Below are 17,985 nucleotides of genomic sequence, written 5' to 3' on the forward strand. Positions count from 1 at the left end.
ACAATCCGCCCATGTCCTCGGCCGGCCTGCGACGGGACATGGAAATCCTGGAGATACTCGCAGGTCACGGGGACGAGCGGGACGCCGACGGCTTCGGCGTCAGCTGGATCGCCCAGCGTCTCGGCAGGGAGAAGAGCCAGGTCTCCCGGGCGTTGCGCGGGCTGGAGATCGAGGGCATGGTCGAGCGCGACCCGCTCACCCGCCGCTACCGCCTCGGCTGGCGGCTGTTCGCCCTCGCCGCGCGGACCGAGCAGTCCCGGCTGGTCCGGATCTCGGCCCCCTACGTGCGGCGGCTGGCCGCGGCGTTCGACGAGGACGCCTACCTGTGCGTGCTGCGCGGCAACATGGTGCTGACCCTGCTGTCGGTGCCCTCCTCGCGCGCCTACCACCGGGTCTGGGAAGGTGTCTCCGTCCCGGTGATCATGGCGGCCGCCGGCCGGTCGCTGCTGGCCGAATGGGACGAGGAACGCGTGCGCGAGCTGCTCGGCACCATCCTGCCCGCCGGGCTCGACGGCAGCGTCGGCGGCAGCGACGAGTGGCTCAAGGAGCTGGATCACGTGCGGACGGCCGGGTACGCGGTCTCCGACGTCGAGCTGGACGACAGCGAGGCGGGCGTATCGGCTCCCGTACGCGACCACCGCGGGCTGATCACGGCGGCGATCAGCGTCTCCGTCACCCGGGCGGCTTCGCTCGGCAGGCTGCACGAGATCGGCGTCTCGGTGGCAGAGACGGCGCGCGAGCTGTCCTGCGCGCTCGGTGACGGCAAGAGCGCGTGGAGGCGGCCGGACTGAGCGCCCGGAGGTGACGTCAGGGGAGGGCGGGCACTGAGCTACTGATTCCCGACTTGTACACTCTTGTCGTTTCTTGGGGGAATCGGGGGAGTGGCGCGTGCCGCTGGATCAGGTCCTGGTGTTGCTGACCGCGGCCGCCGGAGCGGGGTGGGTCGACGCCGTCGTGGGCGGCGGCGGCCTGCTGCAGCTGCCCGCCGTGCTGATGACCGGTATGCCGACGGTCGAGGCGATGGCCACCAACAAGCTGTCGTCCGTCTTCGGCACCACCTCGGCGGCCGTCGCCTACGCCCGCTCCACCAAGGTGGACCGCCAGGTGGCCGTGCCGGGCGCGGGGCTGGCCGTGGTGTGCGCCGGGCTGGGCGCGTGGGCCGCGGCCTCGCTGTCGGCGGAGGTGCTGCGGCCGGCCGTCATCGTGGTGCTGCTGGCCGTGGCCGCGTTCGTGACGCTGCGGCCGGCGATGGGCGCGGTGCCCGTGCCGCACCTGCGCACCCGGCCCCGCGTCGCCGCCGCGGTGGCCACGGCCGGCGTCGGGATCGCCTTCTACGACGGCATCCTGGGGCCGGGCACCGGAACGTTCCTCATCATCGCCTTCACCACCATCCTCGGCCTGGACTTCGTCTCGGCGTCGGCCTCCGCCAAGATCATCAACATCGGGACGAACGTGGGCGCGCTGGCGGTGTTCGCGGTCCAGGGGCACGTGCAGTGGGGGCTGGGCCTCGGCATGGCCGTGTGCAACGTGGCCGGCGCCCAGTTCGGCGCGCGGATGGCGCTGAAGCGGGGCTCGTCGTTCGTCCGGATCGTGCTGCTGTGCGTGGTCGTGGCGATGGTGATCAGGCTCGGCTGGCAACAGTTCGGCTGACCCCCGAGCCCGCTCTGCCCCTGAGCCCGCTCTGCCCCTGAGCCCGCTCTGCCCCTGAGCCCGCTCTGCCCCTGAGCCCGCTCTGCCCCTGAGCCCGCTCTGGCCCCGCGCCCGTCGCTCAGGGCGCCCGCTCTTCTGCGCGGACGCGCAGCGCCGTCGCGGCCAGGGCCACGAACGCGGCCAGCAGCGCGGGAACGGCCAGCGCCCGGGGCAGCCCGGTCAGCTCGGCCACGCCCCCGATGATCACGGGTCCGGTCAGGAAGCCCAGGTAGCCGAGCGCCGCCACCCGCGCCAGCGACCGCCCGGCGTAGGCCGGATCCCGGTGCCCGGCGGCCGCGAACACCTGCGGCACGATGCACGACAGACCGGCCCCGAAACAGCCGAACCCGGCCACGCCCGCCACCGGATGCCCGGCCAGCAGCGCGAGCCCCAGCCCGGCCGCCGCCAGCAGGCCGCAGCAGCGCACCAGCGGCACCGGCCCGAACCGGGCGGCCAGGCGGTCACCGGCCAGCCGCCCCGCCGTCATCATGAGGGAGAAGGCCGCGTATCCGGCGGCGGCGACTCCCGGTGCGGCGGCCAGGTCCTCGCTCAGGTAGACCGAGCTCCAGTCCGCCGCGGCCCCCTCGCCCACCAGGCAGCAGAACGCCAGCACGCCCAGGAACACGATGCCCTTCGGCAGCCCGGCCCGCCCCCGCGCGCCGTCCGCCTGCTCGGGCGCGGGCCGCAGCGCCCACCGCGCCGCCCAGACCGCCAGCGCCGCGATCACCGCTCCCGCCGACCAGAACGTGACCGCGGGCGTCAGCCCGGCGTGCGCGAACAGCCCGCCCGTGCTCGCCCCGGCGAACCCGCCCACGCTGAAGACGGCGTGGAACGACGACATGACCGGCCGCCCCAGGGCCCGCTCCACCTGCACGGCGTTGGCGTTCATGGACACGTCGAGCACCCCGTGCACCACCCCGAACAGCAGCAGCGCCCCGGCCAGCGAGGCCAGATCCCAGGCGTGGGCGGGCAGCACGAGGACCCCGCCCTGCGCCAGCGCGGCCGGGATCATCACCCGGGCGCTGCCGTGGCGGTCGACCAGCCGGCCCACCACCGTCATGCCGAGCACCGACCCGGCGGCGATGGCCAGCAGGGCCAGGCTCAGCTGGCCGTCGCCGAGCCCGAGCCGTTCCTTGATGGCCGGGATGCGCGCCGTCCACGTGCCGATGGCCGCCCCGGCCAGGAAGAACAGCAGGTAGACGGCCGTCCGCTCGCGGAGCAGGGCCCGGGGGCCGCTCACCCGCTCTCCTTGACCGTCACGCCGGCCGCCACCAGGGCGTCGCGTTCCTCCGGCGGGATGCCGGGGTCGGTCACCACCACGTCCAGCCGGCCGATCGGGCAGACCGCGCCGAACGCCGTACGCGCGAACTTGCCCGAGTCGCACACCACCACCACCCGCCGCGCCGAGGCGATGGCGGCCTGCTTGACGGCCACCTCCGGCAGGTCGTGCGCGGTCAGGCCGTGCTCGGCCGACAGCCCGCAGCAGCCGATCACGGCCGTGTCGAAGCGCAGCGCCCTGATCGAGCTCTCGGTGAGCGGTCCTGTGACGTTCAGCTCGCCCTTGCGCACCTCGCCACCGGGCAGCACCACCCGCACCCGAGGCGCGCCCGCCAGCAGCGACACGGCCTGCAACGCCAGCGGCAGCACGGTCACCCGCCGGCCGGTCAGCGCGCGGGCCACCTCCAGCGCGGTCGTGCCGCCGTCCAGGATCACCGCCTCCCCGTCGGCGACCAGCTCCGCCGCCGCCTGCCCGATGCGCCGCTTGGCCTCCACCGCCTCGCGCTCGCGCACCCCGAACGGCGGCTCCTCGCCGCGCAGCAGCAGCGACAGCGCGCCGCCCCTGACCCGGCGGACCACCCCCTGCTGGGCCAGCTCGTCCAGGTCACGCCTGATCGTCATCTCCGACACGCCGTGCTCGACGGCCAGTTCGGCCACGGAGACGCTGTCGGCGGTCCGCAGGGTGTTCATGATGGCGCGCACACGTTCCATCTGTTCATACAAACACGGACAATGTGCGCAATACAATGGCGGTTATGCGTGCCAGCCGCCTGCTCTCGCTCCTCCTGCTGCTGCAGACGCGCGGCCGCATGACCGCGCCGGAGCTGGCGGCCGAGCTGGAGGTGTCGGTCCGCACCGTCTACCGCGACGTCGAGGCGCTGTCGGCGGCGGGCGTCCCGGTCTACGCCGACCGCGGCCCGGCGGGCGGCTACCAGCTGCTCGACGGCTACCGCACCCGGCTCAACGGGCTGACCGCCGAGGAGGCCTCGTCGCTGTTCCTGGCCGGGCTGCCGGGCCCGGCCGCCGAGCTGGGCATGGCGGAGCTTGCGGCCAACGCCGAGCTGAAACTGCTGGCCGCGCTGCCGCCCGAGCCGCGTTCGCACGCCTCCAGGATGCGCGAGCGGTTCCTGCTGGACGTGCCCGGCTGGTACCGCGCCTCCGACGACGTGCCGCACCTGAGCGAGGTGTCGGAGGCGGTGTGGGAGCAGCGGCCGCTGCACATGACCTACCGGCGGTGGGGCCGGCAGGAGGTCGACCGGGTCATCCATCCGTACGGGCTCGTGCTCAAGGGCGGCTCCTGGTACCTGGTGGCGGCGCCGCCCGACGGGTCGCCGCGCACGTACCGGGTGGCGCGGATCCTGACGCTGGAGACGCTGCCGGGCCGCTTCGCCCGGCCGGAGGGGTTCGACCTGGGCGGGTTCTGGCAGGCGTACGCCAAGGAGTTCCGCGAGCGGATGTACACCGCCGAGGCCGTCATCAAGGTGGCCCCCGGGCGGGAGGACCTGCTGGCGTTCACGATGGGCGCCGACGTGGTCGGCGCCGCGCTGGCCGCCGCCGGCGAGCCCGACGCCGAGGGGTGGCGCACGCTGACCGTGCCGGTGGAGTCGATCACGCACGCCCGCTGGGTGCTGCTGCGCATGGGCGCCGACGTCGAGGTGCTGGGACCGCCGCAACTGCGGGTGCTCATGGGCGAGGCGGTCGCCGAGCTGGCCAAACTGTACGGCTGACACCGGGACACACGCGAAAAACCAGGCGAGATCCGGCAGCTGATCTGTCAGCATCCCGGCATGTACCTTCTCGCATTCGCGGGCGCGTGCGTCCTGGTGGCCATGGTGCCCGGGGTCAGCACGGCCGTCATCCTGCGCCAGACGCTGCGCTCGGGCCGCGGCTCCGGCCTGGCCGCCACGCTCGGCAACGAGACCGGGATCCTGCTGTGGGGCCTGGCCGCCGCGTTCGGCCTGTCGGCCCTGCTCGTGGCCTCACAGCTGGCCTACGACGTCATGCGCGTGACCGGCGCCGTGCTGCTGCTCGCGATGGGCGCCCAGGCGCTGTGGCAGGCGGGGAAGAGGACGCCGGCCACGCCCGAGGCGGCGCCGGGGCGGCGCGGGCCCTACCTGGCCGGGCTCGGCACCTGCCTGGCCAACCCGAAGGCCGCGGTGTTCGCGCTGTCGTTCCTGCCGCAGTTCGTCCCCGCCGGCGTCGCCGGGCCCGACGTGCCGCTGACGCTGGTCACGCTGGCCCTGGTGTGGGTGGCGGTGGACCTGCTCTGGTACGGGCTGCTGGTCTGGGCGGTGGCCGGGGCCAGGGCCTTCCTCGACCGGCCCGCGGTCCGGCGGCGGCTGGAGCGGATCTCCGGCGTGCTGCTCATCGGGCTGGGCGTGCGGATGGTGGTGGAGTCACGATGACGATCTGGCACGCAGAGCGCGGCACGGGCGAGCCGGTGGTGCTGCTGCACTCGTCGGCGGCCGACTCCGGCATGTGGGACCCGCAATGGGAGGCGCTGGCCGGCCGCTTCCGGGTGATCAAGGTGGACTTCCGCGGGTACGGGCACACGCCGTACCAGGCCGACGGCCGCTACAACCACGCCGACGACGTGGCCAAGGTGCTGGCGGCGCTGGGCGTCACCCGGGCGGCCATGGTCGGCTCGTCCGGCGGGGGCCGGGTGGCGCTGGAGCTGGCCGCGGCCGGGCTGGCCGGGCGGCTGGTGCTGCTCAACCCCATCGTCGACCTGGAACCCACCCCGGACCTGCGGGCGTTCTGGGACGAGGAGGAACGCCTGCTGGAGCGGGGGCAGGTCGAGGAGGCCACCGAGCTCAACGTGCGCACCCTGCTCGGCCCGGAGGCGGACGAGGCCGCCCGGCTGCGGCTGGCGCGGATGCAGCGGCACGCGTTCGAGCTGCAACTGGGCGCCGACCCCGAGCCCGAGCAGTTCGAACGGGAGCTGTCGCCGCCGGACCTCGACGTGCCCGCCCTGGTCGTGACCGGGGGCCACGAGCTGCCGTACTTCGTGGCCACCGCCCGCAAGCTGGCCGGCGACATGCCGCGGGCGCGGCTGCTGGAGCTGCCCTGGGCCGGCCACCTGCCTAGCCTGGAGCGTCCTGAGGAGATCAACCGGCTGCTGCTGGACTACCTTTAGGGGATGACGAACGACCTGGCGACCCTGGTGCGGCAGGCGCAGGACGACGATCCCTTGCTCGCCCTGCGCGCCGCCACCGCGCTGCGCCGCGAGATCGAGCGCCTGGAGGCGGTCCAGGTCAGGCGCGCCCGGGTGGCCGGGCTCGCCTGGGCGCAGATCGCCGACGCGATCGGTGTGAGCAAGCAGGCGGTGCACAAGAAGTACGGCCGCCGCTAGCCTTCCCGCGCCGCCGGCCGATCGGCGAGCCGGCCCAGGACGCGCCTGCGGCTGCGGCCCGTCGCGTCAGTCGGGGACCTTCACCGTGGCGATGCCGAGGGTGCTGGTCATCGGCAGCAGGCCGGTCTCGAAGACCGCGCCGAGGAACGGGGCGGCGAGCTGGGCCAGCCGCCCGGCGCGTTCCTCCCCGAGCAGCCGCCACGGCTCGGCGGCCAGGTCGTCGGTCATCCGCTCCACCCGGTCGCGCAGCTCGCGGCCGCGTTCGGTGGCCTGCCCCGCGGCGTCCACCAGCCCACGGGAGGCCAGCCGGTCGGCGGCCTCGGCCCACTCCCGCTCGCTCCAGCCCCGTCCGGCGAAGTTGGCCACCGGCGCGGCCCCGATCGCCGCGAACGACACCAGCGCCTCGCACGGATCCAGCCCGGCCGCGGCCAGCGCCGCCAGGTGACCGTCGCCGCGGTGCTCGCGCAGCACGGTGGCGGCCTGCCAGAGCACCAGGTGCGGCTCGTCCGGCCAGGGCTGGTCCAGGTTGGCCGCCGCGAACGTCCGCCCGCCCACCGTGACGCTCTGCGCCGCCCGCCTGGCCAGCTCCGCCGCCTCGGCCACGTCCGGCCCGGCCACCTGGTCGCCGAGCAGGTGGCGGTAGGTCAGGTCGACCGCCTCCATCCGGGTCCGCAGCACCTGCTCGGGCGAGGCCACCTCCCACGCGGCGGGCACGTGCTCGGCCACCGTCGCCGGGCTGAAGCTGTAGTACGCCGCCGTGGCCAGCCGCGCGCCGACCGGTCCCAGCGGGGCGGTGCGGTAGGCGAAATAGCTGGGCCAGCGCGACTTGACGTCGTATCCCAGCGCCCGCGCCGCGTCGGACGCCTGCGGCGAGAAGTACAGCACGGCGTGAATCGGCTCCAGCTGGTGCCACATGCGGCGGGCGAGCTTGGATGCTGCGTTCATGACCCAAATTCCTCACTGTCTAGATAAGCTATGCCAGTGACGATAGAGGCCTGGCACATCACTGGTCAATCCCAAATAGACAGTTATGTGGGGAGGTGGGCGGAGCTCGCCGTCCTCCTGGTGAACGAACTGCACGTCACCCGCGCCCGCGGCCGTCCCGTCACCCCGCCCGCGAACCGGCGGGCCGCGCTCGACGAGGCGCTGCACGGCCACGGCTGGACGCCGGGCCGCCCGCTCACGGACGCCGACGCCGAACGCCTGGCCGGCGTGGCCGCCGAGCTGCACCCCGCCTTCGCCGGCGACGTCACCGCGCTCAACCAGGTCCTGCTGCGCCACGGCGCCGTCCCCACCCTCTACGGAGACCCGCCGCGCCTGGCCTTCCACCGCGCGGGGGCGAGCCTGCCCGACGCCTGGGCCGCCGACGCGGCCACGGCGCTGGCCATGGTGATCGGGGTGGGGCAGGGGGCGCGGCTGCGCTCGTGCGAGGCCGAGGGGTGCGAGCTGGTCTTCTTCGACGTCACGAAGAACACCTCGCGGCGCTTCTGCGGCCTGTCCTGCCAGAACCGCGCCAAGGCCAGCGCCTACCGCGCCCGCCGCCGCGCGTGAACGCCTCGCCCGATCAGTCGCCGGACGGTCCTGATGTCGGTGGCGGCGTCCATGATGGGTCCCATGGCTTCATGGAACGAGTTCGACGAGCAGGCTCCCGAGCTGGCCGCGGTGGCGCGGCGCCTCATGGACGCCTACACCCACAAGGTCCTGGCCACGTTGCGCAAAGACGGCTCGCCCCGGGTGAGCGGCGTCGAGACGAGTTTCCGCGACGGCGAGCTGTGGACGGGCTCCATGCCGCGCGCGGTCAAGGCCGCCGACCTGCGCCGCGACCCGCGGATGGCGCTCCACGTGACCTCCCGCGACCCCGACCGGGACGACCCGTCCTCGTGGGAGGGGGACCTGAAACTGGCCGGCCGGGCGGTGGAGATCGCCGACGCGGAGTTGCTGGCGTCGTTCGGGCTGCCGGGCACCGACTCCCACCTATTCCGGATCGAGCTGACCGAGGTGGCCTGGACCAGGGTGAGCGGCGACGAGCTCGTCATCACCGCCTGGCGTGAAGGGGTGGGGGTGAGGGAGTTCCGCCGCGACTGATCTACATTGTAAAGGCGATGGGCGGCCGTACGACCAAGGTCAGTGGACGGAGAAACCCCCGTCGACGAAGAGCAGCTGGCCGGTGACGAAGGCGGAGGCGTCCCCGGCCAGGAACACGGCGGCGCCCGCGAAGTCCTCCGGGGTTCCGTTGCGGCCTGCCATGTGCCGGGCGGCCATGACCTCGACCCGGCCGGGGATGGCCTGGGCGGGCTCGGTCAGCGGGGTCAGCACGAACCCCGGCATGATCGTGTTCACGCACACCCCGCGCGCCGACCACGCCTCGGCCTGCGACCGGGTCAGGCCGGCCAGCGCCGCCTTGGACGCCCCGTAGACGCCGCTGTCGCCGAAGGCGCTGATCGACTGCTGCGAGCCGACGTTCATGATCCGGCCCCAGCCGCGCTCGGCCATGCGCGGGCCGAAGTGCTGCCCGAGCAGGTAGGGGGCGGTCAGGTTGACCGCGATCGTGCGCTCGTAGTCGTCCACGGTGAGCTCGGCCATGGGCTTGCGGATGTTGTTGCCCGCGTCGTTGACCAGGATGTCGATGTCGCCGGCGCTCTCGCAGACCCGCTGGACGGCGGCGCGGTCGCCGAGGTCGGCGCTGATCGCGGAGGCGGTGACGCCGTGGTCGCGCAGCCGGGCGACCGCCTGGTCCAGCTCGGCCTGCCTGCGGGCCACCACCACGACCTCGGCCCCGGCCCGGCCGATGGCCTCGGCGATGGCGTACCCGATGCCGGAACTGCCGCCGGTCACCAGCGCGCGCCGGCCGTGTAGGGAGAACAGCTCCCGCAGATAGTCGGACATGGACGGTCAAGCTAGCACCCCGCCGCCACTGTCGTAGCGGGTGGGTGAGGTGTGAGCAATCCCACAGCCGCGCCCGCCGCCGGCCGGTGCCGGAGCGCCGCTGAAAGGCCCGCGCCCGCCGCCGGGAACGGCGACGCCGGACGCCGGCCGCGCTCGCGGAGGGGAGTGAGGAGGGCGGGGAAGCGGCCTTCCCCGCACCCGTTCAGAAGCTTGGAAGGGGATGCGGAAACGGCCTCTGACCAGGGCGGACGCGGGTGGTGGCGGCCTATGATCGACGGGCCTGGCCGCGCGGGGCGGCCCCCCTTCCTGGAGGTCCCGGGTGAATCGCACCATCCGTACGATCGACGACGTCATGGAGCTGCTGGACCGGATGTTCGCCGACGGCGCCGACCGGTGGACGGAGCGGGCGTCCGGCTGGTGGGACGGCTTCTACGCCGACCGCTCCAGGCAGGTGCCGTTCTTCGCGGCCGGGCCGGACGAGAGCCTGGCGTCGTACGTGGACAGGGGGCTGCTGACTCCCGGCCGCGCCCTGGACCTGGGCTGCGGGCCGGGCCGCAACGCCGTCCACCTGGCCTCGCTCGGCTTCGAGGTGGACGCGCTGGACCTGTCGCCCACGGCCGTGGAATGGGGGCGGGAGCGGGCCCGCGAGGCGGGGGCCGAGGTGCGCTTCGTGTGTGGGGACGCCTTCACCGCGACGCCGGCGGGGCCGTACGACCTGGTGTACGACTCCGGCTGCCTGCACCACCTGCCGCCGCACCGCCGCGTGAGCTACCTGGCCCTGCTGGACCGGGTGCTCGCGCCCGGCGGCCACCTGGGGCTGACCTGCTTCGCGGCCGGCCGCATGGGCTCCGAGCAGCCCGACGAGGACTTCTACCGCGACGGCCGCCTGCACGGAGGGCTGGCCTACACGCCGGAGGAACTGCGCCGGATCTTCTCCGGCTACACGGAGGTGGAGCTGCGCCCGATGAAGGAACAGCCGCGTGACGCCCCGCTGTTCGGCCAGGCGTTCCTGCTGTCGGCGCTCTTCCGCCGCCCGTAGGCCGGCGGCGCGTCAGGAGACGGCGTCGAGGAAGGCCGGCGTCCGGGACAGCAGCAGCGCGGCGGCGTCCGGGTCGTAGGAGGGCAGGGTGGGGTCGGCGAAGTAGTGCTGGTCGCCGGGGTAGAGGAACAGCTCGCCCTGCCCGGCCGACTCGACCACCTGCCGGGCGAAATCGAGGTCGCCCTCGCCGGCGAAGAAGGGGTCGGCGTCCATGCCGTGCACCTGGACCGGCACCCCGTCGGGCCAGGCGTCGCCGAACTCCGTCAGCGGCACGCAGGCGTAGTACAGCAGCGCGCCCCGCGCGCCGGACCGGGTCTGGGCGAGTTTCTGCGCGCTGAGCACCCCGATGGAGAAGCCGGCGTAGACCAGTCCGGCGGGCAGGTCGGCGGCCGCCCGGGTGCCCCGTTCGATCACGGTGCCGAAGCTGACCTCCTGGACGTAGGCCATGCCCTCCTCCATGCCGCCGAAGGTGCGGCCCTCGAACAGGCCGGGCGTGTGGACGATGTGCCCGGCCCGGCGCAGGTCGTCGGCGAACGCGATGACGCCAGGGGTGAGCCCCAGGACGTGATGAAAGAGAGCGACAGCCGCCATGGTCTTCCCGTTCGCCGTCAGCACAAGTGTTCGATCACGGCAGCATACGCCTGTCTCCCCGATCAGGGCGGGTTTCCGTCACCGAGCCGGCCGGTGCGATGAGTTCCGGCCGGGCCGGGAGTCTGTTCAGCCGGAGAGCGCGAGGAGCGCGGACGGTGAGGAGACGGTGATGCATCTCGTGCACGTGGCGGGGGTGTCGGCCGGTTGCGCGCTGGCGCTCCTGCCGGCGCTGCTGCCTTCGGCGCGTTCCGGCGGGAGGTGGCCGCACGTCGTCATGGCGCTGGGCATGGCGGCCGGGCATCTGGGGTTCGTGGCCGTCGCGGTGGCAGCGCTGCTGGGCGCCGGCTGGTTCTGCGGCTCCCCGTCCCGCCGCGCGGAGTCCGGTCATCACATCCAGGACTTCGTGGTGATGTCCGCCCTGCTGGTGCTGCCGGCGCTGTCCGGTTCCGGTTACGCGGGGGCCGGGCACGCGCACGGAGGCGGCTCGGCGGGGGCGATGCCCGTGGTGATCGCGGTGGTGATCGGGGTGGTCTGGACCTGCGCCCGTCTCGTCCGCGTCCTGCCGGTGGGGGACGGGCGGCGCACGGCGTACGGCATGGATCTGTGCTCGGCCGGAATGGCGGCCAGCATGGCCTTCATGGCCGTGTTGTCACTCTGAGACGGCCGCGACCGGACGCGTCACGAGGGAGGGATTGCGCGGGTCGGAGGGACGGCGCTAAGCTCGAACATTGCATGTCTTCAAGCGAGCCGTCGACAGACCTCCTGTTAGGAGTATACCAGGGAATGGCTAATCGTCAAGATGGTCTTGCGCAAGCCCTTGACACCGAGCAGCGCACCGTGGCGCGGCTCTACGACCTGCTCGACGTCGCCAGGAAGCGGGCCGAGGCGACGCTGCGCGAGGTGTACGGCAGGGGCTCGGGCGCGGGAACGCGGCAGGCGATGGTGGAACGCGAGGCGCTGGCCTCTGAGCAGGCGCGGCGGCTGGCGCAGCTGAACGCGGTCGAGCGGGGGCTGTGCTTCGGCCGCGTGGACGACGGGTCGGGCCTGCGCACGTACATCGGCAGGATCGGCCTGCGCGACGAGCGGCACGAGTCGGTGCTGATCGACTGGCGGGCGCCGGCCGCGCGGCCGTTCTACGTGGCCACCGCGACCGATCCCGGCGGCCTGGTACGCCGCCGCCACCTGCACCTGAAGGACCGGGTCGTGGTCGGGATCGACGACGAGGTGTTCGACCTGGAGCGGATGAGCGAGGGTGATCGGCGCACGCTGGTGGGCGAGGCGGCGCTGCTGGCCGCGCTGCGCCGGGGCCGCACCGGCCGGATGGGCGACGTGGTGGCCACCATCCAGACAGAGCAGGACCGGGTGATCAGGGCCGGGCTGCAGGGGGCGCTGGTGGTGCAGGGCGGGCCGGGCACCGGCAAGACGGTGGCGGCGCTGCACCGGGCGGCGTACCTGCTCTACACCCACCGCGACACCCTCGAACGGCGCGGGGTGCTGGTGGTGGGCCCCAACCCGATGTTCCTGCGCTACATCGGCCAGGTGCTGCCCGCGCTGGGCGAGACGCAGGTGGTGATGACCACGGTCGGCGAGATGTTCCCCGGCGTGCGCGCGACGGCGTCCGACACGCCGGCGGCGGCGGTGGTCAAGGGCGACCCGCGCATGGCCGAGGTGGTGGCGGAGGCGGTGCGGCTGCGCCAGCGGGTGCCGGAGCGCGAGCTGGTGGTGGAGCTGGACGGCCTGCGCCTGCGGGTGCCGCACGAGACGTGCGCCCGGCTGCGCGAGCGGGCGCGCGCGGTACGGCTGCCGCACAACATGGCGCGCAAGCTGTTCGTCACCGAGCTGCTCAAGGAGCTGGCCAGGGCCGAGGCGCGGGCGCTGGAGGAGTCGCTGCACATCGAGGAGCTGGTGATCGAGGGCGAGCCGGAGCTGAGCGAGCCCCTGGACCTGGAGGGCGATCTCGACGATCTGGACGTGGAGCTGGCCTCGGCCCGGCTGTGGGGCGAGCCGGAGGTACGCCGCGCCCTTGACGAGCTGTGGCCGGACCTGACGCCGCAGCGGCTGGTGGCTGAGCTGCTGGCCTCGCCGGAGACGCTGTGGGCGGCCTCCCCGCCCGGCCTGGACTGGCAGCTGCTGACCCGCCCGGTGGAGGCGGAGTGGACGGACGGTGACGTGCCGCTGCTGGACGAGGCGGCCGAGCTGCTGGGCGAGGACGACTCGGCGCGGCGGGTGGCCGCCCGGCTGGCGGAGGAGGAGCAGGCCGAGGAGCTGCTGTACGCGAGCGAGGTGCTGACCACGACGGGCCTGGCCGAGGCCGGCGTCTTCGACCGGGCCGACGTGCTGGCCGAGCGGCACGCCGACGACGGCACGGGCCTGACCACCGCCGACCGGGCGGTGGCCGACCGCACCTGGGCCTACGGGCACGTGATCGTGGACGAGGCGCAGGAGCTGTCGCCGATGGCCTGGCGGATGATCATGCGTCGGGTGCCGGCCAAGTCGCTGACCGTGGTGGGCGACCTGGCGCAGACCGGGTCGGCGGCGGGGGCGCGCACGTGGGGGGAGGTGCTGGACCCGTACCTGGAGGGGCGCTGGCGCGAGGAGCGGCTGCTGGTCAACTACCGCACGCCGGTGGAGATCATGCGGTTGGCGGCCGACGTGCTGCGCGCGTACGCGCCCGGCCAGGAGCCGCCGGAGTCGGTACGCGAGGGCGGGGCGGAGCCGCGGGCGGTCCGCCTGCCGGTGTCCGGGCTGCCCGAGCTGGTGGCGGCCGAGCTGGCCGCACTCAGGGCCGAACTCGGCACGGACGGCGAGACCGGCCCCGGAACCGGAAACCCTGAGACCGGAAGCGGCGGGACCGGCGGCGGGACCGGGACCGGGGCTGGGAGTGGCGGCGGGGCCGGGGTCGGGGAGGGCCGGTTGGGCGTCGTGACGCCGGACGCGCGGCACGCCGAGGTGGCCGCGCTGTTCCCGCGAGGGGATCTGGACGCGCCGGTGGTGGTGCTGACGGTGACGCAGGCCAAGGGGCTGGAGTTCGACGCGGTGGTGGTGGTCGACCCGGCCGGGATCCTGGGGCAGTCGCCGATGGGCGGCCAGGACCTGTACGTGGCGGTGACGCGGGCGACGCGCCGGCTGACGGTGATGCACGAGGGCGAGCTGCCCCCGGTGCTGTCCCGCCTGGCCTAGAGATCTACAATGTAAAGGCGGCGGGCTGGTTCAGGACTCGCCGCCCATACAGAGAATTCCTCTCGGCGAGGCGAGGGGATCAGGCGCTGCCTTCGCGGGCGAGTTTGTCGGCCACGTCGCGGATCGTCCGGGTGACGCGGTCGAGGGCGCGCAGGGTCTCGGTGTCGAGGTGCTCCATGATGCGCCGGTAGTGCTGGACGCCGGTGTTGCTCATGTCCTCGATCAGCTTGGTGCCGGCCGGGGTGAGCTCGACGCGGCGTACGCGGCGGTCGTGCGGGTCCTCGTGCCGGCCGACGAGGCCGTGGGCGACGAGGCGGTCGACGATGCCGGTGACGGTGCCGAGGCCGACGCCGAGGTTGTGGGCCAGGTCCTGGCCGGAGGCGGAGCCGGTGGCGGACAGGATCATGATGACCTTGAGCTGCCTCATGGTGAGGTTGGAGCTGAACAGGGGGGATTGGTGCTGGGCGAACAGCCTGCCCAGGCCCTGCTGGGTCTGGGTGATCCGGCTGATCAGCTCTTCGCGTTCGTTGCTCACACTCACCTCTCGCTTCCTGAGAAGGTTATCAGGAAAGCTCGGTCCGTCTAAATATTCGTTCAAGGCGAAGTGTTAGTGTGGGGCGAACTCTTGGAGGGGGAGTATGACCGCATTCGCCCGGCTGAGCCTGCTCAACCGCAGCCTTGTCATCTTGCTGGCGATCGTGCTGAGCGCGTTCGGCGTGTTCACGATCCCGCAGCTGAAACAGCAGCTGCTGCCGTCCTTGTCGTTTCCCGGCGCGTTCGTGATCGCGCCGTTCCCGGGTGCGTCACCGGAGATCGTCGAAGATCAGGTTACCGCTCCGATCGAGGACTCCTTCCAGGGGCTGGCCGGGATGGAGCAGATGACGTCGACCTCGAAGGAGGGCCTGGCGCAGATCCAGGTGGCCTTCGAGTACGGCACCGACATCGAGTCGTCGCTGAACAAGATGCAGCAGGCGATCAGCGGGGTGCGGCTGCCGGACGGCGTGGATCCGCAGGTCGTGGCGGGCAGCACCGATGACATCCCGGTGCTGGTGCTGGCGGTCGGCGACGGCGGCGACGAGCGGGCGATGGCCGACAAGCTGCGCCGGATCGTGGTGCCGGAGCTGCAGAGCGTGGAGGGCGTACGGGAGGCGACGGTCACGGGCACCCGTGACGAGGTCGTCACCATCGAGCCGGACACGAAGAAGATGGCGCTGGCGGGGGTGTCGGCGGCGCAGATCCCCGACGTGCTGAAGGCGAACGGCACGCCGATCCCGGCGGGGACGCTGATCTCGGGTGAGAAATCGCTGACGGTGCAGGTGGGCTCGCGGGTCGACTCGGTGACCAAGCTGAAGAACCTGTATCTGACGCCCGCCCAGCCCTCGGCCGCCCAACTGCAGCAACAGCAGCAGCAGGCACAGGCTCAGCAAGCCCAGCAGGCCCAGGCGCAGGCTCAGGCGGGCCGGCCGGGGCAGCCGGGCCAGGGGCAGCCGGGCCAGGGGCAGACGGCGCAGCAGCCGGTCGCGCCGCCGAAGCCGCCCAAGCCGGTCAAGCTGGGCGACGTGGCGAAGATCACCCGTGGTCTTGAGACCGCGACGGCCATCACCCGCACCGACGGCAAGCCGAGCCTGGGCGTGTCGGTGACGATGGTGCCCGACGGCAACGCGGTGGCGATCTCGCACGCCATCGGCGAGAAGCTGCCCGACCTGACCAGGGCGCTGGGCGACGGCTCGGACACGGCGGTGTCGGTGGTGTTCGACCAGGCCCCGTACGTGGAGCAGTCGATCGAGAGCCTGACCACCGAGGGCCTGCTGGGCCTGGTGTTCGCGGTGCTGGTCATCCTGGTGTTCCTGCTGTCGGTGCGTTCGACGCTGGTGACGGCGGTGTCGATCCCGCTGTCGGTGGTGATCGCGCTGCTGGCGCTGTGGGCCGGCGACTACTCGCTGAACCTGCTGACGCTGGGCGCGCTGACGATCGCGGTCGGCCGGGTCGTGGACGACTCGATCGTGGTGCTGGAGAACATCAAACGGCATCTCGCCTACGGTGAGGCCAGGCTGCCGGCGATCTTGACGGCGGTGCGGGAGGTGTCGGGGGCGGTGACGGCCTCGACGCTGACGACGGTGGCGGTGTTCGCGCCGATCGCGCTGGTGGGCGGCCTGGTGGGCGAGCTGTTCAGCCCGTTCGCGATCACGGTGACGGTGGCGCTGCTGGCCTCGCTGGTGGTGTCGCTGACGGTGGTGCCGGTGCTGGCGTACTGGTTCCTCAAGACGCCGGACCTGACGCCGGAGCAGGCGCGCAAGCAGCGTGAGGAGGCCGAGGCCAAGGAACTGCGCTCGCCGCTGCAGCGGGCCTACCTGCCGGTGCTGCGTTTCGCCACCCGGTTCAAGCTGGTGACGATCCTCATCGGGGTGGCGGTGTTCGTCGCCACGATGGGGCTGGCCGGCGGGCTGCAGACGAACTTCCTCGACTCCTCCGGGCAGAACACGCTGTCGTTGTCGCAGCGGATGCCGGTCGGCACGGACCTCGCGACCACGGACGAGGCGGCCAAGAAGGTCGAGGAGGTGCTGGCCGCGCAGGACGGCGTCGAGACGTACCAGGTGAACGTGGGCGGCGGCAACGCCATGATGGGCGGCACCGGCGGCGGCGCCGACCGGGCCTCGTACTCGGTGACGCTGGCGGAGGACTCCGACACCGCGACGATCGAGCAGGAGCTGCGTACGGCGATCGGGGGCCTGTCCGGGGTCGGCGAGGTCACCGTCGGCGGCGGGGGCGGCGGCGGGGGAGGGTTCGCCTCCGACTCGATCGACGTGATCGTACGGGCGCCCGACACCGAGGCGCTGCGTGCCGCGACCGACCAGGTGAAGCAGGCGATGGGCGAGGTGTCCGGCCTGCGGGACCTGTCGTCGAACCTGGAGACCAGCGCGCCGCGCGTCGAGGTCGTGGTGGACCGGGAGGAGGCCGCCGAGCGGGGCCTGTCGGAGGCGCAGGTCGGGCAGGCGGTGGCGCAGGCGTTCCGCGGCGCGCCGCTGGGCCAGATCGTGCTCGACGGCCGTACGAGCGACCTGGTGCTGCGCGGCGCCGACGCGCCGGACGACCTGAAGGCGATCAGGGACCTGAAGCTGCCCACGGCGGGCGGGCTGGTGAAGCTGTCGTCGGTGGCCGACGTGCGTGAGGTGGCCGGGCCGACGCAGGTGACCAGGATCGACGGGGAGCGTTCCGCGACGGTGTCGGCCAAGGCGGAGGACTCCGGCGACCTGGGCACGGTGACGCAGGCGCTGACGGCGAAGCTGGACGGGCTGCAGTTGCCGGCGGGCGCCTCGTACGAGATCGGCGGGGTCTCGGCCGACCAGGCCGACGCGTTCGCCGACCTGGGGCTGGCGATGCTGGTGGCGATCGCGATCGTGTTCATGATCATGGTGGCGACGTTCCGCAGCTTCATCCAGCCGGTGATCCTGCTGGTGTCGATCCCGTTCGCGGCCACGGGCGCGATCGGGCTGCTGGTGGCGACGGACACGGCGCTGGGCGTGCCGGCGCTGATCGGCATGCTGATGCTGATCGGCATCGTGGTGACGAACGCGATCGTGCTGATCGACCTGATCAACCAGTACCGCGAGCAGGGCATGGGCGTGGTGCAGGCGGTGATCGAGGGCGGCCGGCGCCGGCTGCGGCCGATCCTGATGACGGCGGTGGCCACGATCTGCGCGCTGACGCCGATGGCGCTGGGGGTGACGGGGGCCGGCGGGTTCATCTCGCAGCCGCTGGCGATCGTGGTGATCGGCGGCCTGATCTCCTCGACGCTGCTGACCCTGGTGCTGGTGCCGACGCTGTACGTGGTGGTGAGCCGGGAGCGCGGCGGCAGCTCGCGGCACGCCTCCGGACGTCCGGCGGAGGGCGCAGGGGAGGCGGGCCAGGAGAAACTGGCCGGCCAGCCCGCGTAAGACCTCCGGCAGGCTGACACGCGTACGGCGGGCGG

General features: G+C 73.1%; 18 protein-coding genes. 12 read left to right on the forward strand and 6 right to left on the reverse strand.

The window, feature by feature from the left end; all coding sequences use genetic code 11:
* Positions 1-11: 11 nt before the first annotated feature.
* Both B0I32_RS15655 and B0I32_RS15660 read left to right on the forward strand, forming a co-directional pair.
* On the forward strand, positions 12-791 hold the full coding sequence (locus B0I32_RS15655) for an IclR family transcriptional regulator (protein ID WP_181307431.1): 780 nt from the start codon (positions 12-14) through the stop codon (positions 789-791).
* A 97-nt stretch (positions 792-888) separates the two neighbouring features.
* Positions 889-1,650: a sulfite exporter TauE/SafE family protein gene (locus B0I32_RS15660; protein ID WP_425438104.1), complete on the forward strand. Its 762-nt coding sequence runs from the start codon at positions 889-891 to the stop codon at positions 1,648-1,650.
* Between the two features lie 118 nt (positions 1,651-1,768).
* Here B0I32_RS15660 and B0I32_RS15665 read toward each other — a convergent pair whose 3' ends face one another.
* Positions 1,769-2,929, reverse strand: a complete 1,161-nt coding sequence (locus B0I32_RS15665; protein ID WP_106239484.1) for an MFS transporter — start codon at positions 2,927-2,929, stop codon at positions 1,769-1,771.
* Positions 2,926-3,678 (reverse strand): DeoR/GlpR family DNA-binding transcription regulator, encoded by a 753-nt coding sequence (locus B0I32_RS15670; protein ID WP_245955848.1) that lies wholly within the window; start codon positions 3,676-3,678, stop codon positions 2,926-2,928. The genes B0I32_RS15665 and B0I32_RS15670 overlap by 4 nt, the downstream gene beginning before the upstream one ends.
* 44 nt (positions 3,679-3,722) lie before the next feature.
* Here B0I32_RS15670 and B0I32_RS15675 point away from each other — a divergent pair, with 44 nt between their 5' ends.
* The 4 genes from B0I32_RS15675 to B0I32_RS15690 are packed head-to-tail and all read left to right on the forward strand — an operon-like array spanning position 3,723 to position 6,319.
* The gene (locus tag B0I32_RS15675) at positions 3,723-4,694 is read left to right on the forward strand and encodes a helix-turn-helix transcriptional regulator (RefSeq protein WP_106239485.1); all 972 of its coding nucleotides are present in this window, start codon (positions 3,723-3,725) and stop codon (positions 4,692-4,694) included.
* A 60-nt stretch (positions 4,695-4,754) separates the two neighbouring features.
* A complete protein-coding gene (locus B0I32_RS15680) occupies positions 4,755-5,372 on the forward strand; it encodes a LysE family translocator (protein ID WP_106239487.1) in 618 nt (205 codons plus the stop codon).
* Entirely contained in the window at positions 5,369-6,103 is a 735-nt protein-coding gene (locus B0I32_RS15685; RefSeq protein ID WP_106239489.1) for an alpha/beta fold hydrolase, read from the forward strand. The genes B0I32_RS15680 and B0I32_RS15685 overlap by 4 nt, the downstream gene beginning before the upstream one ends.
* A 3-nt stretch (positions 6,104-6,106) precedes the next feature.
* A complete protein-coding gene (locus tag B0I32_RS15690; RefSeq protein ID WP_106239492.1) occupies positions 6,107-6,319 on the forward strand; it encodes a hypothetical protein in 213 nt (70 codons plus the stop codon).
* 66 nt (positions 6,320-6,385) lie between these two features.
* Here B0I32_RS15690 and B0I32_RS15695 read toward each other — a convergent pair whose 3' ends face one another.
* Positions 6,386-7,264, reverse strand: a complete 879-nt coding sequence (locus B0I32_RS15695) for an SCO6745 family protein (protein WP_106239493.1) — start codon at positions 7,262-7,264, stop codon at positions 6,386-6,388.
* Positions 7,265-7,384: 120 nt separating this feature from the next.
* Between B0I32_RS15695 and B0I32_RS15700 the strand changes: the two genes are divergently transcribed.
* Both B0I32_RS15700 and B0I32_RS15705 read left to right on the forward strand, forming a co-directional pair.
* Positions 7,385-7,870: a CGNR zinc finger domain-containing protein gene (locus B0I32_RS15700; RefSeq protein ID WP_106240134.1), complete on the forward strand. Its 486-nt coding sequence runs from the start codon at positions 7,385-7,387 to the stop codon at positions 7,868-7,870.
* A 63-nt stretch (positions 7,871-7,933) separates the two neighbouring features.
* Positions 7,934-8,404 carry a pyridoxamine 5'-phosphate oxidase family protein gene (locus B0I32_RS15705; RefSeq protein WP_106239496.1) on the forward strand — a complete coding sequence of 157 codons (471 nt, stop codon included), beginning with the start codon at positions 7,934-7,936 and terminating at the stop codon, positions 8,402-8,404.
* Between the two features lie 39 nt (positions 8,405-8,443).
* Here the strand turns inward: B0I32_RS15705 and B0I32_RS15710 are convergent, their stop codons facing one another.
* Positions 8,444-9,205 (reverse strand): SDR family NAD(P)-dependent oxidoreductase, encoded by a 762-nt coding sequence (locus B0I32_RS15710; protein WP_106239498.1) that lies wholly within the window; start codon positions 9,203-9,205, stop codon positions 8,444-8,446.
* 319 nt (positions 9,206-9,524) lie between these two features.
* On the opposite strand from B0I32_RS15710, the gene B0I32_RS15715 reads away from it, so the two are divergent.
* Positions 9,525-10,244 carry a class I SAM-dependent methyltransferase gene (locus B0I32_RS15715; RefSeq protein WP_106239501.1) on the forward strand — a complete coding sequence of 240 codons (720 nt, stop codon included), beginning with the start codon at positions 9,525-9,527 and terminating at the stop codon, positions 10,242-10,244.
* 12 nt (positions 10,245-10,256) lie between these two features.
* Here B0I32_RS15715 and B0I32_RS15720 read toward each other — a convergent pair whose 3' ends face one another.
* Complete coding sequence (locus B0I32_RS15720) at positions 10,257-10,859, reverse strand: dienelactone hydrolase family protein (RefSeq protein WP_281262600.1); 603 nt, start codon at positions 10,857-10,859, stop codon at positions 10,257-10,259.
* A gap of 145 nt (positions 10,860-11,004) precedes the next feature.
* On the opposite strand from B0I32_RS15720, the gene B0I32_RS15725 reads away from it, so the two are divergent.
* Positions 11,005-11,493 carry a hypothetical protein gene (locus tag B0I32_RS15725; protein WP_106239503.1) on the forward strand — a complete coding sequence of 163 codons (489 nt, stop codon included), beginning with the start codon at positions 11,005-11,007 and terminating at the stop codon, positions 11,491-11,493.
* A gap of 125 nt (positions 11,494-11,618) precedes the next feature.
* Entirely contained in the window at positions 11,619-14,015 is a 2,397-nt protein-coding gene (locus B0I32_RS15730) for a HelD family protein (RefSeq protein ID WP_106239505.1), read from the forward strand.
* Between the two features lie 79 nt (positions 14,016-14,094).
* Here the strand turns inward: B0I32_RS15730 and B0I32_RS15735 are convergent, their stop codons facing one another.
* On the reverse strand, positions 14,095-14,550 hold the full coding sequence (locus tag B0I32_RS15735; RefSeq protein WP_106239507.1) for a MarR family winged helix-turn-helix transcriptional regulator: 456 nt from the start codon (positions 14,548-14,550) through the stop codon (positions 14,095-14,097).
* A 103-nt stretch (positions 14,551-14,653) separates the two neighbouring features.
* Here B0I32_RS15735 and B0I32_RS15740 point away from each other — a divergent pair, with 103 nt between their 5' ends.
* Positions 14,654-17,950, forward strand: a complete 3,297-nt coding sequence (locus B0I32_RS15740) for an efflux RND transporter permease subunit (RefSeq protein ID WP_106239509.1) — start codon at positions 14,654-14,656, stop codon at positions 17,948-17,950.
* The last annotated feature ends 35 nt before the right edge of the window (positions 17,951-17,985 follow it).

Origin of the sequence: Nonomuraea fuscirosea (assembly GCF_003001935.1) — a bacterium.
GTDB lineage: Bacteria > Actinomycetota > Actinomycetes > Streptosporangiales > Streptosporangiaceae > Nonomuraea > Nonomuraea fuscirosea.

Coding starts and splice junctions, on each gene's coding strand:
- B0I32_RS15655 (WP_181307431.1), top strand. CDS start 12: ATGTCCTCGGCCGGCCTGCGACGGGACATGGAAATCCTGGAGATACTC.
- B0I32_RS15670 (WP_245955848.1), bottom strand. CDS start 3,678: ATGGAACGTGTGCGCGCCATCATGAACACCCTGCGGACCGCCGACAGC.
- B0I32_RS15675 (WP_106239485.1), top strand. CDS start 3,723: ATGCGTGCCAGCCGCCTGCTCTCGCTCCTCCTGCTGCTGCAGACGCGC.
- B0I32_RS15680 (WP_106239487.1), top strand. CDS start 4,755: ATGTACCTTCTCGCATTCGCGGGCGCGTGCGTCCTGGTGGCCATGGTG.
- B0I32_RS15685 (WP_106239489.1), top strand. CDS start 5,369: ATGACGATCTGGCACGCAGAGCGCGGCACGGGCGAGCCGGTGGTGCTG.
- B0I32_RS15690 (WP_106239492.1), top strand. CDS start 6,107: ATGACGAACGACCTGGCGACCCTGGTGCGGCAGGCGCAGGACGACGAT.
- B0I32_RS15695 (WP_106239493.1), bottom strand. CDS start 7,264: ATGAACGCAGCATCCAAGCTCGCCCGCCGCATGTGGCACCAGCTGGAG.
- B0I32_RS15705 (WP_106239496.1), top strand. CDS start 7,934: ATGGCTTCATGGAACGAGTTCGACGAGCAGGCTCCCGAGCTGGCCGCG.
- B0I32_RS15710 (WP_106239498.1), bottom strand. CDS start 9,205: ATGTCCGACTATCTGCGGGAGCTGTTCTCCCTACACGGCCGGCGCGCG.
- B0I32_RS15725 (WP_106239503.1), top strand. CDS start 11,005: ATGCATCTCGTGCACGTGGCGGGGGTGTCGGCCGGTTGCGCGCTGGCG.
- B0I32_RS15730 (WP_106239505.1), top strand. CDS start 11,619: ATGGCTAATCGTCAAGATGGTCTTGCGCAAGCCCTTGACACCGAGCAG.
- B0I32_RS15740 (WP_106239509.1), top strand. CDS start 14,654: ATGACCGCATTCGCCCGGCTGAGCCTGCTCAACCGCAGCCTTGTCATC.